This is a genomic window from Pseudomonas sp. (assembly GCF_030150285.1).
Classification (GTDB): Bacteria; Pseudomonadota; Gammaproteobacteria; order Pseudomonadales; family Pseudomonadaceae; genus Aquipseudomonas.
Genome location: NZ_JASLGE010000008.1, coordinates 20,453 through 33,277, shown reverse-complemented (window position 1 = coordinate 33,277; position 12,825 = coordinate 20,453). Strand labels below are relative to the sequence as shown.

Annotated in this window: 13 protein-coding genes; 3 read left to right on the top strand and 10 right to left on the bottom strand. The window is 58.0% G+C overall.

Annotated features, from left to right (window positions below):
• Positions 1–211 precede the first annotated feature (211 nt).
• Together Q1W15_RS01155 and Q1W15_RS01150 are read left to right on the top strand one after the other, a co-directional pair.
• Positions 212–1,252, top strand: a complete 1,041-nt coding sequence (locus Q1W15_RS01155) for an NADP(H)-dependent aldo-keto reductase (protein ID WP_300719738.1) — start codon at positions 212–214, stop codon at positions 1,250–1,252.
• Between the two features lie 267 nt (positions 1,253–1,519).
• A complete protein-coding gene (locus Q1W15_RS01150; RefSeq protein WP_300719744.1) occupies positions 1,520–2,440 on the top strand; it encodes a GlxA family transcriptional regulator in 921 nt (306 codons plus the stop codon).
• 244 nt (positions 2,441–2,684) lie between these two features.
• On the opposite strand, the gene zapE is transcribed toward Q1W15_RS01150, so the two are convergent.
• From zapE to Q1W15_RS01135, 3 genes are all read right to left on the bottom strand, one after another.
• Positions 2,685–3,779 carry a cell division protein ZapE gene (gene zapE, locus Q1W15_RS01145; RefSeq protein WP_300719736.1) on the bottom strand — a complete coding sequence of 365 codons (1,095 nt, stop codon included), beginning with the start codon at positions 3,777–3,779 and terminating at the stop codon, positions 2,685–2,687.
• Positions 3,780–3,868: 89 nt separating this feature from the next.
• Positions 3,869–5,230, bottom strand: a complete 1,362-nt coding sequence (locus Q1W15_RS01140) for a tryptophan--tRNA ligase (RefSeq protein WP_300719734.1) — start codon at positions 5,228–5,230, stop codon at positions 3,869–3,871.
• 24 nt (positions 5,231–5,254) lie between these two features.
• Positions 5,255–5,890, bottom strand: coding sequence for an alpha/beta hydrolase (locus Q1W15_RS01135; protein WP_300719732.1), 636 nt, complete (start codon positions 5,888–5,890; stop codon positions 5,255–5,257).
• Between the two features lie 139 nt (positions 5,891–6,029).
• Here Q1W15_RS01135 and Q1W15_RS01130 point away from each other — a divergent pair, with 139 nt between their 5' ends.
• The gene (locus tag Q1W15_RS01130; RefSeq protein WP_300719730.1) at positions 6,030–6,464 is read left to right on the top strand and encodes a DUF1043 family protein; all 435 of its coding nucleotides are present in this window, start codon (positions 6,030–6,032) and stop codon (positions 6,462–6,464) included.
• Between the two features lie 115 nt (positions 6,465–6,579).
• Here Q1W15_RS01130 and Q1W15_RS01125 read toward each other — a convergent pair whose 3' ends face one another.
• From Q1W15_RS01125 to Q1W15_RS01095, 7 genes are all read right to left on the bottom strand, one after another.
• The gene (locus Q1W15_RS01125) at positions 6,580–7,296 is read right to left on the bottom strand and encodes an OmpA family protein (protein WP_300719728.1); all 717 of its coding nucleotides are present in this window, start codon (positions 7,294–7,296) and stop codon (positions 6,580–6,582) included.
• 172 nt (positions 7,297–7,468) lie between these two features.
• Complete coding sequence (locus Q1W15_RS01120; protein WP_300719726.1) at positions 7,469–8,377, bottom strand: MurR/RpiR family transcriptional regulator; 909 nt, start codon at positions 8,375–8,377, stop codon at positions 7,469–7,471.
• A gap of 90 nt (positions 8,378–8,467) precedes the next feature.
• Positions 8,468–9,232 (bottom strand): ABC transporter ATP-binding protein, encoded by a 765-nt coding sequence (locus Q1W15_RS01115; protein ID WP_300719724.1) that lies wholly within the window; start codon positions 9,230–9,232, stop codon positions 8,468–8,470.
• Between the two features lie 18 nt (positions 9,233–9,250).
• On the bottom strand, positions 9,251–10,363 hold the full coding sequence (locus Q1W15_RS01110) for a succinylglutamate desuccinylase/aspartoacylase family protein (protein ID WP_300719722.1): 1,113 nt from the start codon (positions 10,361–10,363) through the stop codon (positions 9,251–9,253).
• A 10-nt stretch (positions 10,364–10,373) separates the two neighbouring features.
• Positions 10,374–11,072, bottom strand: a complete 699-nt coding sequence (locus Q1W15_RS01105; RefSeq protein ID WP_300719720.1) for an ABC transporter permease — start codon at positions 11,070–11,072, stop codon at positions 10,374–10,376.
• A gap of 13 nt (positions 11,073–11,085) precedes the next feature.
• Positions 11,086–11,775 (bottom strand): ABC transporter permease, encoded by a 690-nt coding sequence (locus Q1W15_RS01100; protein WP_300719718.1) that lies wholly within the window; start codon positions 11,773–11,775, stop codon positions 11,086–11,088.
• An 89-nt stretch (positions 11,776–11,864) separates the two neighbouring features.
• A complete protein-coding gene (locus tag Q1W15_RS01095) occupies positions 11,865–12,644 on the bottom strand; it encodes an ABC transporter substrate-binding protein (protein WP_300719716.1) in 780 nt (259 codons plus the stop codon).
• Between the last annotated feature and the right edge of the window lie 181 nt (positions 12,645–12,825).

Here is a 12,825-nt window from a genome sequence, read left to right as displayed (position 1 = left end):
GGCGGATCTTACTGAATAGTGCGTACTTTGACAAGTCAAAGGCAGCCGGATACAGACGCTATCGGGGGCTCGGGTCAGCGCGTCCGTTCAACGGCAAGATTCTTCGGCAGGCGGCGCATCACTTCCACTGCAGAAAGAGGTCGGCAATTATGCAGATTGCGAAAAAAAATACAACCTGCTTTTATGATTCTTTAACCCGAAGGAGCCTTCAATGGACCACCGTCAGCTGGGTCGCACCGACCTGAACGTCAGCACCATAGCGCTGGGCACCATGACCTGGGGCGAGCAAAACACCGAGGCTGAAGCCTTCGCGCAAATCGAATACGCCAAAAACGCCGGCATCAATTTTATCGACACGGCCGAAATGTACCCCGTGCCACCCCAGGCACAAACCTACGCCACCACCGAGCGTTACATCGGCAATTGGTTCAAGGCCAGAGGCGACCGTGCCGACTGGGTGCTGGCCAGCAAGATTGCGGGACCCAGCAACGGCATTGACTACATCCGTGATGGCCACCTCAAGCACAACCGCTCCCATATCGTGCAAGCCCTGGATGCCAGCCTCAAGCGCCTGCAAACCGACTGGATCGACCTCTACCAACTGCACTGGCCTGAGCGCAGCACCAATTATTTTGGCCAGCTGGGCTACAAACATATCGCCGACGAACAGTTCACCCCGCTTGAAGACACACTCGAAGCCTTGGATGAGCAAGTTAGGGCAGGCAAAATCCGCCATATTGGCCTGTCCAATGAAACACCGTGGGCCACCATGAAGTTCCTGCAACTGGCCGAAAGCCGGGGCTGGCCACGCGCGGTCTCCATTCAGAACCCATACAACCTGCTCAACCGCAGTTTTGAAGTCGGTCTGGCCGAAATTGCCATTCGCGAACAGTGCGGCCTGCTCGCCTACTCGCCTCTGGCGTTCGGCATGCTCACTGGCAAGTACAGCGGCGGCGCTCGCCCGCCCAAAGGCCGCCTGAGCCTCTACAGCCGCTTCTCGCGCTACTCAAACCCGCAAGCGGTGGCGGCTTGCGAACGCTATGTGGCCCTGGCACGCGAACACGGGTTGGATCCGGCGCAAATGGCGTTGGCCTATGTCACCCAGCAACCCTTCGTGACCAGCAATATCATTGGCGCCACGTCACTGGAGCAGCTCAAAAACAACCTCGAAAGCGCCGACCTCAAGCTGTCCGACGAGGTATTGGCCGGTATTGAAGCGATCCACAAGGACCAGCCGAACCCGGCACCTTAGCCTCCACCCTGTAGTCGCTGCCGAAGGCTGCGACAAGATCCGCAGGTGGATCGCAGATAACGGGCTGCTGAGCAGCCCTTCGCAGCCTTCGGCAGCGACTACAGGCTTTTTATTCCCCCTAGACACACAGGAAAAAAAATAAGACGATCCAGCCGTAAGTTGACCAATTTCACCTATAAGAATAATCAAATCATGTCTAATCAACTCTCCACGCCCCTGCGGCGCGTCAGCATTTTGGCTATCGATCGCGTTTTCGCCTCAACCCTGATGCAAGCCAAAGATTTCTTTCACCTCGCCAGCCTGCGTCACGGCAAACAGTTGGGGCATGGCCTCAACGCCACGTTTGAGACGCGCCTGGTCAGCCCGGACGGCCAACCAGTCAGCAGTTTCAGCAATGTCATGATTCCGGTCGATGGCGGCCTGGAAGACACTGACATCATCATCCTCCCAGCGTTTTGGGACGACTTCGATGCACTCTGCCAACACTACCCGCAAATCCTGCCCTGGCTGTGTGCGCAACACGCCCGCGGCGCGGTGTTGTGCGCAGAGGCCACCGGCGTGTTCTGGCTGGCGGAAGCCGGGCTGCTGGATGGCAAGGAAGCGACAACCTACTGGCGTTTTTTCAACGCCTTCGCAGAACGCTACCCGCAGATCGACCTCAACCAGGACAAACACCTCACCGACGCCGACAACCTGTATTGCGCAGGAGGCCCGACCTCAGCCTGTGACCTTTACATCTACCTGATCGAACGGTTTTGCGGCGCGAACATAGCCCAGGCGGTGGCCCGCGACATTCTCTATGAAGTGCAACGCAACTACGCGCCAGGGCGTATCGGTTTCGGCGGGCAAAAGCTGCATCAGGACGTCATCATCCTGCAAGTCCAGCATTGGCTCGAAGAGCACTTTGCCGACAAATTCCGCTTCGAGGACGTGGCGCGCGAACACGGCATGAGCATCCGCAATTTTATGCGCCGCTTCCAGATCGCTACCGGTGACAAGCCGCTGCATTACCTGCAGCGCCTGCGCATCGAAACCGCCAAGGGCCAGCTCTCGGCGACGCGCAAAAGCATCAAGACCATCAGTTACGACGTGGGTTACGACGATGCCAGCTTCTTCGCCCGACTGTTCAGGCAGCACACTGAGCTGTCGCCCAACCAATACCGTCAACAGTTCCAGCAAGCCGCGTAATCTGCGCAGGCCTGTATAGCGAGCTTGCTCGCGATCTGTTGATCTTTAAAACGCTGTCGCCTCGTCTTCGGCCTATCCATTGCTGCGGTCACGGCCACTCAAGGTTCCGGCTTTACGCCGTGGGCACGCAAAACCTGCGTTCGGCCAGTGTGGTTTAAGGGGCCCTCAGATCAAAAGCCAGATCAAAAGATCACGAGCAAGCTCGTTCCTACAAACGCTGCCATCCGCAGGAGCAGCCGCTCGACTACGGCTTGTGGGCGCGAGTCAGGTACTCGTGGGACTGCATCTCAAGCAAGCGGCTCAAGGTACGCTGGAACTCGAAGTTCAGCCGCCCGCCCTTGTAGAGGTCTTTAAGCTCCACTTCGGCCGAGATGATCAGCTTGACGTTGCGGTCGTAGAACTCGTCCACCATGTTGATAAAGCGGCGAGCGATATCATCGGTCTTCACTTCCATCTGCTCAACACCGCTCAAAATCACCGCATTGAAGATTTTGCCCAGCTCGATGTAATCGTTCTGACTGCGCGGGCCATCACACAACTCGCGAAACTCGAACCAGGCCACGTCATCACAGGTGCGCAAGGCGTGAATGGTGCGGTTCTCGATGATCAGGCCGTCGTTTTCAACCACACGCGTGGAGTTGTGGGTCAATGCCTTGAAGCTTTCAGCCAGGCAGGCCTGCGAGGCTTCATTGAGCGGGAAGTGGAACAGTTCTGCCTGTTCCAGGTGACGCAGCCGGTAATCGACGCCACTGTCGACGTTGACGATTTCGGTGTTCTGTTTAATCAGCGCAATGGCCGGCAAGAAGCGGGCGCGCTGCAGGCCGTCTTTGTACAAGCCGTCCGGCACGATGTTGGATGTCGCCACCAGCGTCACGCCGTTCTTGAACAGCTCTTCCATCAAGGTGCCAAGGATCATGGCATCGGTAATGTCCGAGACAAAGAACTCGTCAAAGCAAATCACCCGAGCTTCATCGGAGAAGCGCTTGGCGATAATGGTCAACGGGTTCTTTTCACCATTGAGGGTGCGCATTTCTTCATGCACACGCTTCATGAAACGGTGGAAGTGCGTACGCACCTTTTCTTTGAAAGGCAAGGCATCAAAGAACGTGTCGACCAGATAAGTCTTGCCACGGCCCACTCCGCCCCAGAAATAGAGGCCTTTGACCGGTGTCAGTTCTTTTTTGCCAAACAGCTTGCCGAACAGGCCAGGCTTGCTCTGCGATGAGGCGACCAGATCGTCGTACAGACGCTGCAAATGGCGCACAGCGTTTTCCTGTGCGGCATCATGGAAGAAATCCGGGCGTTTCAGATCGGCTTGATATCGTTCTAGAGGCGTCATAATTCGTTAGCAAGGCAACAAAAACGGGCCGACACTGTAGCGACGGCCCGCAGGAATGGCAATCGACCCTGAGTCGATACGCCGCACTTTTAGTCTTGCGCAGGCACCAGCGCCAGGCGCAAGGCTTCGATGGCCGCATCACGGGCCGCACTGTCGGCAAATGCCGGGCTGTCTGCTACGCAGGTGTCATCCAGCCATACGCTAAAGCTGAAGTTGAAATCTTCAATGCGAATATCCAACGGAGCACCGGACTGCAATTGCTTGGTAACCTGACCCGCGGCCTTGCCATCGGCAAAACTGCGCGAGAGCAACAATGGCTCGCCTTCTGCTGTCAGCACACGGAAGTGGAAGTTGCCATCTTCGTCACGGAAGCTGACAAAGCGCGGGCCCTTGGCGGCTTTTTTCTTGATCGGGGCGGTGTGTTGCACAGCGCTGGCAAACGAGCGCAAGCCAACGGCTTCGCGCAGTTCAGCCAAGAAAGGCGTCGCAATTTTGCGCGCTTTCTGGGCACCCGCCAACAGAATGTCTTCCATGTCCGCCGGGCGAGCCATCAGCTCGTGATAGCGTTCACGGGACTCACCCAGCTCGGTATCCAGCAACTTGAACAGGCGCTCCTTGGCCTCTCCCCAGCCCAAGCCTTGCAGCAATTCACTGCGCAACGCTGCGGACTGCTCAGGCGTGGCGAACGCCTGATACAGAGTGAACAAGTGCGAGTTGTCCGGGTCTTTAGCTTCACCGGGGGCACGGGAGTCGGTCACGATCCGCGAAATCGCGCTTTTCATGTCCTTGGCGCTGGTGAACAACGGAATGGTGTTGTCATAGCTTTTGGACATCTTGCGGCCATCAAGGCCTGGCAAGGTGGCGACGCTTTCTTCAATCAGCGCTTCAGGCATGGCGAAGAACTCTTTGCCATTGCCGAACAGATGGTTAAAACGCTGACCAATGTCACGGGCCATTTCAACGTGCTGGATCTGGTCGCGCCCCACCGGCACCTTGTTGGCATTGAACATCAAGATATCCGCCGCCATCAGTACCGGGTAGCTGTAAAGCCCCATGCTGATGCCCGCGTCCGGGTCTTCGCCGTTTTCCAGGTTTTTGTCGACCGAGGCCTTGTAGGCATGGGCACGGTTGAGCAAGCCCTTGGCCGCAACACAGGTCAACAACCAGGTCAGCTCCGGGATTTCAGGAATATCGGACTGGCGATAAAACGTCACACGCTCGATATCCAGGCCGGAAGCCAGCCAGGTCGCCGCAATTTCCTGACGCGAACGCTGAATGCGCTGCGGGTCATCGCACTTGATCAGCGCGTGATAGTCCGCCAGAAAGTAGAACGAGTCGGCATTGCTGTCGCGACTGGCCACGATCGCCGGATGAATGGCACCGGCGTAGTTGCCCAGGTGCGGCGTGCCGGTGGTGGTGATACCGGTGAGGATACGAGTACGAGTGGTCATGAGTAATCGCTTATCAGACTGCTATCAATTTGAAAGGCGCGGCACTACCAAGTCTTTGAGTTCGGTGAGCTTGCCGTGAAAAAAGTGCCCGCATTCTGCCACTTTCAGCAGCTCATGGGGGCGATGCAGTGCCGCAGACCAGTCATAAACCTGTTGCGGGTCGATCACTTCGTCCGTTTCAGGCTGAATAACGGTCAGCGGGCAATCGTGAGGCAAGGCATCTTCGCCCCGCAACCGCATCACTGCCGGGGCAATCATAAACAGGTGCGACAGCTTCTCGCCGAGCGCCTCAAGCCGGCCACCCAGGCTGGCGGCCACAAAGCCTCCGAACGAAAAACCGAACAGCGTCAGGGGTAATTCAGGGTGTTTGGCACGCAGCCAGAGGGCCGCGGCCAGCGCATCATCCACTTCGCCGGAGCCCATATCGTGGCTGCCTTCACTGTTGCCGGTACCCCGATAATTAAATCGCAAGGTAATCAAGCCCGTATCGCGGGCAGTCCGTTGCAGGGTTGAAACCACTTTATTCATCATCGTGCCCCCCTGCACCGGGTTGGGGTGACACAGCAGCGCAAGGCCGCGCGGCTCAGTAGAATCAAGGTATAAAGCTTCCAGTTGGCCCACCGGGCCATCAATCACAACAGGGGTTTCGCGGGTAAGCAAGAAGGAACTCCGTGACCTCAAAGTAGGTCGACTCGTCTAGCTGATAGATTCTGTCTGAGATATTTGCGAGTGCATCGCGGTATACAGCGCAGGTCCGAGCCGTTAACGTAAAGCAAAGCCGTTTATAGAGGAAGGACTCGTGGAACACTCGCTCTTGATTTGGTTGTTGCCGACCCTAGCCCTGGTTGCCGGTGTCGCCATTGGTTTTCTGGTCGCTCGTCTGCTGCCAAATGCCGCGCCTAACCGCACGCAACGTCAGTTGGATGACATCCAGGAACGTTTTGATAACTATCAAAGTGAAGTAGTGACTCACTTCAACAGCACCGCCACTCTGGTGAAGAAACTCACGCAGAGCTATCAGGAAGTACAAGACCACTTGGCTGAGGGTGCCAACCGCCTGGCGCTGGACGAGCAAACGCGTCAACGCCTGCTGGCGTCACTGCACGCAGATGTACCGCAACCCCACCGCGAGCGCATCACACCGCCGCACAGCACTGAGCCACCGTTGGATTACGCGCCCAAAACCAATAACGGCCCGGGCATGCTTGATGAGCATTACGGTCTGAAGAAGTGATTCACCCGACCTGATGCCTACTAAAAACCCCGCGATGCTTGCACATCGCGGGGTTTTTTATGGCCTTGCTGCCTGCAGCCGCCAGCGGGCACCAGCCCCTACAGGGACACAGGGCTTACGGGTACTGCTGAACCTGGCCGGGTTGCTGGTACTGCATGCCAGGAATCGGGGCCAGGGTGATTTGAACCCGGCGGTTTTGCGCGCGGCCGTCCACCGTCGCGTTGCTGGCAATCGGATCGGCCGGCCCCAAGCCATGTACCGACAAGTACTGGCCGCTCACACCTTGAGACGTCAGGTACGTAGCAACGCTTTGCGCACGCTGTTGAGACAACTGCATGTTGTACTCGTATTTACCGGTGTTATCGGTGTAACCCACCACTTGAATCTGCTGCTGGTTATTGAGCTGTTTCAGCGAGTTCGCCAGTGTGTTCAGCGGCTGGTAGAAACTGGGCGCAATGTTGGCAGAGTTGGTGGCAAAGGTGATATTGCCCGGCATGACGAGGGTGATGTTGTCGCCCTGACGCTGAACCTCAACCCCAGTGTTGGCCATGCTGGCCCGCAATGCAGCCTCTTGCTTGTCGGCGTAGTAGCCATAACCCGCAGCCCCCAGGCCCGCCACAGCGGCACCGATCAATGCGCCCTTGCCACGGTTGTTGTGGTCAATGGCTGCACCGGCAACCGCGCCGGCCAATGCGCCCAGGCCACCGTATTTAGCCGTGTTGCTCATGCCCGTAGAGGCCTGACCTTGATTGTCATAAGGGTTGGTCGATGCGCAACCAGCCAGCAATGCAATCGCACTGGCGGCAATAATCAAACGACGCGAGGTGAACATGGTGACGCTCCTGATCAATCTTTTTGGGGTCAAAAAGCCATTAGCCTTGGACTTTTGCTCGCGTTTGAACACAACCGACGGCAAAAATTCCGTTGGTCGCGTGCATTAGCGCTGAACAAACCATAGCTGTTCACTGGCCACGCCACAAACCCATGTGCGCTGCCCGCCGGGATCATTTCTTTGCTGACTTGCTCCCCACCGGGATGTGCAAGTATGACATCACACTTTCGGTCAGTTCGGTCGCCAGCTTGACCGCTTCCTTATTGCGCGCCATCACGCCAGCCACCAGGCCTTCAATCAAGGCCAGCACGGCGATGCTGGAACTGGTGAGCACGGGGTGATCGGCCGGTGCGAACAGCACATGCCGGGCAATGCTGCTCAGCGGCGAGGCGGGTGAGTCCGTAATGGCCAGCACCGTTGCACCGCGCTCACGGGCAAAGCGCGAAAGCTGCAGCGTATCGATGGAATACCGCGGCAGGGAGATGGACAGCAATACATCCTGCTCGGTGATCGCGGCCAGGCGGTAGGCCGCGTTTTCGTTGCCGCCTTCCATGCTGATGGCGGTGGCGTCGGCGCAAAAAGGAATCAGTGTCGCCGCTGCAAGGCCGGCAAAATGCACGCTATTACCAAAGCCCAGGACGTAAATCTTGCGGGCCTTGAGCAACTGGGTCACAAAGGCCTCGAAGGTATCAGGGTGGTTGTTGGCCGCCGCAGTGGCCAGGTTGCTGCTGGCGCTCTGAATCTGCTCGTGCAAGCCAAATGCGCCGTCGGGGCGATGGGCCAGTTCATTGCGCAACTTGTCGACGGGCGACACCACTTGCTGCAACGTCGCCAGCAACTCGGCCTTCATCCCGGTGTAGCCCCCCAGGTCCATCGCTTTGGCCAAACGGTTGACCGCCGCCGGTGAGGTGGCGGTTTCCTGAGCCATTTCCTCAATCGTCAACGTGGCGGCGCGCAGGGGATGACGCAAGATAAAATCCGCGACTTTGCGTAAAGAAGGCTGCAAGTCCGGGACGATCTCTGCCAGTTTGCGCATCACCGGCGCGGCATACACCGTGGTGTTTCGGGAAGGGCTTGGCATATCCGGCTCAACAACTCCTGTGGATAAAAGAAGGGGCGTCACCCCCGTTTTGTTCCGTGTAGGCGCGAGTGTATCCGAAGCCGTACGCGGCTATTTCAAACTGCCGGAAAGAAACTGCTGCAAGCGCTCAGAACGAGGGTTGACCAGGACTTCTCGCGGGCTGCCCCGCTCCTCCACCAGCCCTTTATGCAGAAACACCAACTGGTTGGAGACTTCGCGAGCGAAGCCCATTTCATGGGTCACAACCACCATCGTGCGCCCCTCCAGTGCCAGGTCCTGCATGACTTTCAGCACGTCCCCCACCAGTTCGGGGTCAAGGGCTGAAGTCGGCTCATCAAACAGCATCACTTCCGGCTCCATGGCTAATGCTCGTGCAATGGCCACCCGCTGCTGTTCCCCGCCGGACATATGGGCCGGCCAGGCGTTCATGCGGTGCGCCACGCCGACCTTGTTCAGGTAATGCTCAGCCTTCTCCCGCGCCTGGGCCTTGCTGATACCGAGCACATGCACCGGAGCTTCCATCACATTTTCCAGGGCATTCATGTGCGCCCACAGGTTGAAGTGCTGAAACACCATCGACAGCCGCGAACGCATACGCTGCAACTGCCCAGGATCAGCGGCCTTGAGCCCGCCCTGCCTGTTGTCGATCAGCTTCAATGGCTCGCCATTGAGCACGATGCTGCCCGCGTTCGGCTGTTCCAGCAGGTTGATACAGCGCAGAAAGGTGCTTTTGCCTGAACCGCTGGAGCCAATGATGCTGATGACATCACCGGCCTTGGCTTGCAGCGAGACGCCTTTGAGCACCTCATGGGAGCCGTAGCTTTTGTGCACATCCTGAACGTCAAGTTTGTACATGGTGTCGACTCTCGCAGATTAGTCGCTGAGTAAGCGACCTTGACGAATGGGCGTACTGCCCGCCACTTTCGCCAGCCACAAACCGGGCTGGGCGAAGCGCAAGCGTTCGCGGGCGTAAAGGATGCCGTCGGTGCTGGCGCACACCACGCTGTGGCGGTCAGTGAGCGGGTCTATCACCTCAAATAACGGGTCACCCACTTTCACCACCGCCCCCAGCGGCTGCAAAAAACTCACCACCCCCGGGTGCGGCGCGTAGGCGTACTGAGCCCCGGCGAACGGCGTAGCCTTGCAAGGGTGGTCCGGCGCAGCGGGCCACTCACCGTTGATCAGCCCTTGGTCCGCGAGGTAGCCGAGGATCGCTTCGGCGCTTTCCTCGCACGGCTCAGCTTCAGTGTCGGCCATGCCGCGTAACTCCAGAGTTGCTGCGATACACGCCAGCGGTATCTGCGCCTCGGGAAAGCGCTCGGCCAGACGCAACCAGGGAATCGCACACGCCTCATCAAACGCGCTGCCGCCCGCGTCTTCGGCCAGCAATGCGGCACCCGCATGCAAGCGGGCCGCCAACGAACCCAGTTGCGGCCAGTTCTGCGGCATGGTGTACAGCAACATGATCGACTCGAAGTCACAGTGCAGGTCCAGCACCACGTCGGCATCACAGGCGTGGCGCATTAACAGGCAACGCAAGCCGTCCAGCTCCGAGGCGGCTGCGGGCTGCTCATCCAGCACCTCCATCATGGCCCGGCGAATGCACGCAATGTTGGCTGAGGCCTCGCTGCCCAGCAGGCCTTCGACCCGCGCGGCCACCCCTTCAAATAACTCGGGGAAGTCACGGTTGAAATTCTTGCCACTGGAGAACTCAAAGCGCCCCTGATGCGTGGCCTGGAACATTTGGGCGATCCCGATGGGGTTGGCCATGGGCACCAGTTCAATCACGCCGTTCAACCGGCCCTGAGCTTCAAGCTCGCGCAAGCGGCGCTTAAGCTCCACCGCAACCCGCATGCCCGGCAACTCATCAGCGTGCAAAGACGCCTGGATGTAGGCCTTGCGCGCCCCCTGACCAAAACGAAACAGTGACAGGTAACGCTCGGTGCCCGAGGCACTCCACGGCAATTGGTATTTAACGTGTTCCATAAAATGCCCCTTAGTGCTTGCGCGGTGCCAGGTACGCCAGCCAGCGGCGCTCGGCCAGTTTGAACAGACGCGTCAGAAGGAAGGTCAGAACCAAATAGAAAATGGCCGCTGTGATGTACGCTTCAAACGGCAGGTAATACCGCGCATTGACGGTACGTGCGGCCCCGGTGATATCAATGAGGGTGACAATCGACGCCAGGCTCGTGGTCTGCATCATCATCAAGACTTCGTTGCTGTACTGCGGCAGTACCCGGCGCATGGCCGATGGCAGCAGAATCCGGCGAAACAGCGTGATGCGCGACATGCCCATCGCTTTTCCCGCCTCAATTTCACCCGCCGAGGTGGCCTTCAGACTCCCCGCCAACAGCTCGGCGCTGTAGGCACTGGTGTTGATTGCAAACGCCATGCACGCGCAAAACGTGGCACTGGAGAGGTAAGGCCAGAACACGCTTTGACGCACAGCTTCAAATTGCGCCAGACCAAAATAGATCAGAAACAATTGCACCAGCATCGGCGTGCCGCGAATGACATAGGTGTACAACCAGGCCGGAAAATTGATCAAGGGCGAGCGGGACACCCGCATCAGCGCCAGCGGAATCGCCAGCAACAAACCGAAGAACAGCGAAATCAGCAGAACCTTGAGGGTCACCAGCACACCGCTGAAGTACAGCGGCAGGTTTTCCCAGATCACGGTGTAGTCAAGCATCATGGCGAGCTCCCCGTCACAGCTCGGCGGCTTTAATGCCGACCGAGTAGCGTTTTTCCAGATAGCGCAGCACCAGCAATGACACGCTGGTCAGCATCAGATAAAGCCCCGCTACCGCGAGGAAAAACGTGAACGGCTCATGGGTCGCATCCGCCGCGCTTTTGGCTTTGAACATCATGTCTTGCAAGCCGATCACCGAAATCAGCGCAGTGGACTTGGTCAGCACCAGCCAGTTGTTCGTAAACCCCGGCAACGCGAAGCGGGTCATCTGCGGCACCAGTATTCGCCAGAACACTTTGCCCGGCCGCATGCCATAGGCCAGCCCCGCTTCTGCCTGCCCCTTGGGAATGGCCATAAATGCGCCGCGAAAGGTTTCCGACAGGTACGCACCAAAAATAAAGCCCATGGTGCACACGCCGGCGATAAAGGGGTTGATGTCGATGTAGTCGGTGGACCCGAGCGCCAAGGCGATACGGTTCACCAGGTCCTGGCCGCCATAGAAAATCAGCAGGATCAGCACCAGGTCCGGGATACCACGGATCACCGTGGTGTAGGTCTCGCCCAACCTGGCCAGCCACTTGATCGGGGACAAACGGCACGTTGCGCCGATCAGGCCGAGGGCAATGGCCATGGCCATCGACGTCAAGGCCAGGCTCACTGTCAGCCAGGCACCCTCGAGAATGCTCGATCCGTAGCCATAGAGCATGATGAAGTTCCTTGAGCGGGCGTCAAAAAACGCGCAAGACAAACCCTGGCCGCGCCCCCAAGGGGGCGGCGTCAGGGTTGCGGATTGACTTACCTTTGGCCGTAGATGTCGTAGGTGAAGTACTTGCCCATCACCTGGTCGTACTTACCGTTGGCACGGATCGCATCAATCGCGGCATTCAAGCGTTCGGCGTTCGCCGTGTCACCCTTACGCAGAGCAATGCCTGCACCCCGGCCGAAGAATGCCGGGTCATTGATATCCGGCCCGACCAGGGCATAACCCGCGCCCTGAGGGGTTTTGATAAAGCTTTCATCGGTGTAGATGATGTCAGCAAGCGTGGCGTCCAGACGCCCCGAAATCAGGTCCAGGAAGGCTTCACTCTGCGTCGAGTAGCGCACCACCACGACCCCTTCCGGCTCAAGCTTCTGCGTCGCAAAACGGTCGTAGGTCGAAGAGCGCTGAACCCCCACTCGCTTGCCTTTGAGGTCAACCATCGGGTCGTTGATCACATTGCCCGCCTTCATCGCGAACTTGCCCGGGGTGTGGTAGTACTTTTTCGTGAAATCAACGGACTTCAAACGGTCCGGCGTAATCGACATCGATGACAACACCGCATCCACTTTGCGCACTTTGAGCGAAGGAATCATGCCGTCGAACTCCTGGACCACCCAGGTGCATTTGATCTTCATTTCTTCGCACAGCGCATTGCCGATGTCGTAGTCAAACCCGCTGATCCCGCCTTCAGGGGTCTTCATCGAAAACGGTGGGTAAGCGGCTTCGATACCAATACGCAACGGCGCGTTATCCGCTTGGGCCACACAGCTGAAAGCGCACAGTGCCAGTGCACCTAGAAGTACTGTCTTGTTCAAATTATTGACTCCTGAAGGGCGTTCGGGGTGAGAACACACACGCCATCCCTGTTGGCGCGGTGGATCAGTCCGTTGACTGTGTGCCGCTATAGATGACACGTATTATTTCATAAATCAACACAGTGAAAATATTTATATCAAACAAGGCCGAGAAAACACCTCCGCATTGAGCCTGCAGACG

Bases quoted from the DNA above. Each gene is read 5' to 3' on its own strand.
- Q1W15_RS01155 (WP_300719738.1), top strand. From the start codon at position 212: ATGGACCACCGTCAGCTGGGTCGCACCGACCTGAACGTCAGCACCATA.
- Q1W15_RS01150 (WP_300719744.1), top strand. From the start codon at position 1,520: ATGCAAGCCAAAGATTTCTTTCACCTCGCCAGCCTGCGTCACGGCAAA.
- Q1W15_RS01125 (WP_300719728.1), bottom strand. From the start codon at position 7,296: ATGTTCACCTCGCGTCGTTTGATTATTGCCGCCAGTGCGATTGCATTG.
- Q1W15_RS01115 (WP_300719724.1), bottom strand. From the start codon at position 9,232: ATGTACAAACTTGACGTTCAGGATGTGCACAAAAGCTACGGCTCCCAT.
- Q1W15_RS01140 (WP_300719734.1), bottom strand. From the start codon at position 5,230: ATGACCACTCGTACTCGTATCCTCACCGGTATCACCACCACCGGCACG.
- Q1W15_RS01110 (WP_300719722.1), bottom strand. From the start codon at position 10,363: ATGGAACACGTTAAATACCAATTGCCGTGGAGTGCCTCGGGCACCGAG.
- Q1W15_RS01105 (WP_300719720.1), bottom strand. From the start codon at position 11,072: ATGATGCTTGACTACACCGTGATCTGGGAAAACCTGCCGCTGTACTTC.
- Q1W15_RS01100 (WP_300719718.1), bottom strand. From the start codon at position 11,775: ATGCTCTATGGCTACGGATCGAGCATTCTCGAGGGTGCCTGGCTGACA.
- zapE (WP_300719736.1), bottom strand. From the start codon at position 3,779: ATGACGCCTCTAGAACGATATCAAGCCGATCTGAAACGCCCGGATTTC.
- Q1W15_RS01120 (WP_300719726.1), bottom strand. From the start codon at position 8,377: ATGCCAAGCCCTTCCCGAAACACCACGGTGTATGCCGCGCCGGTGATG.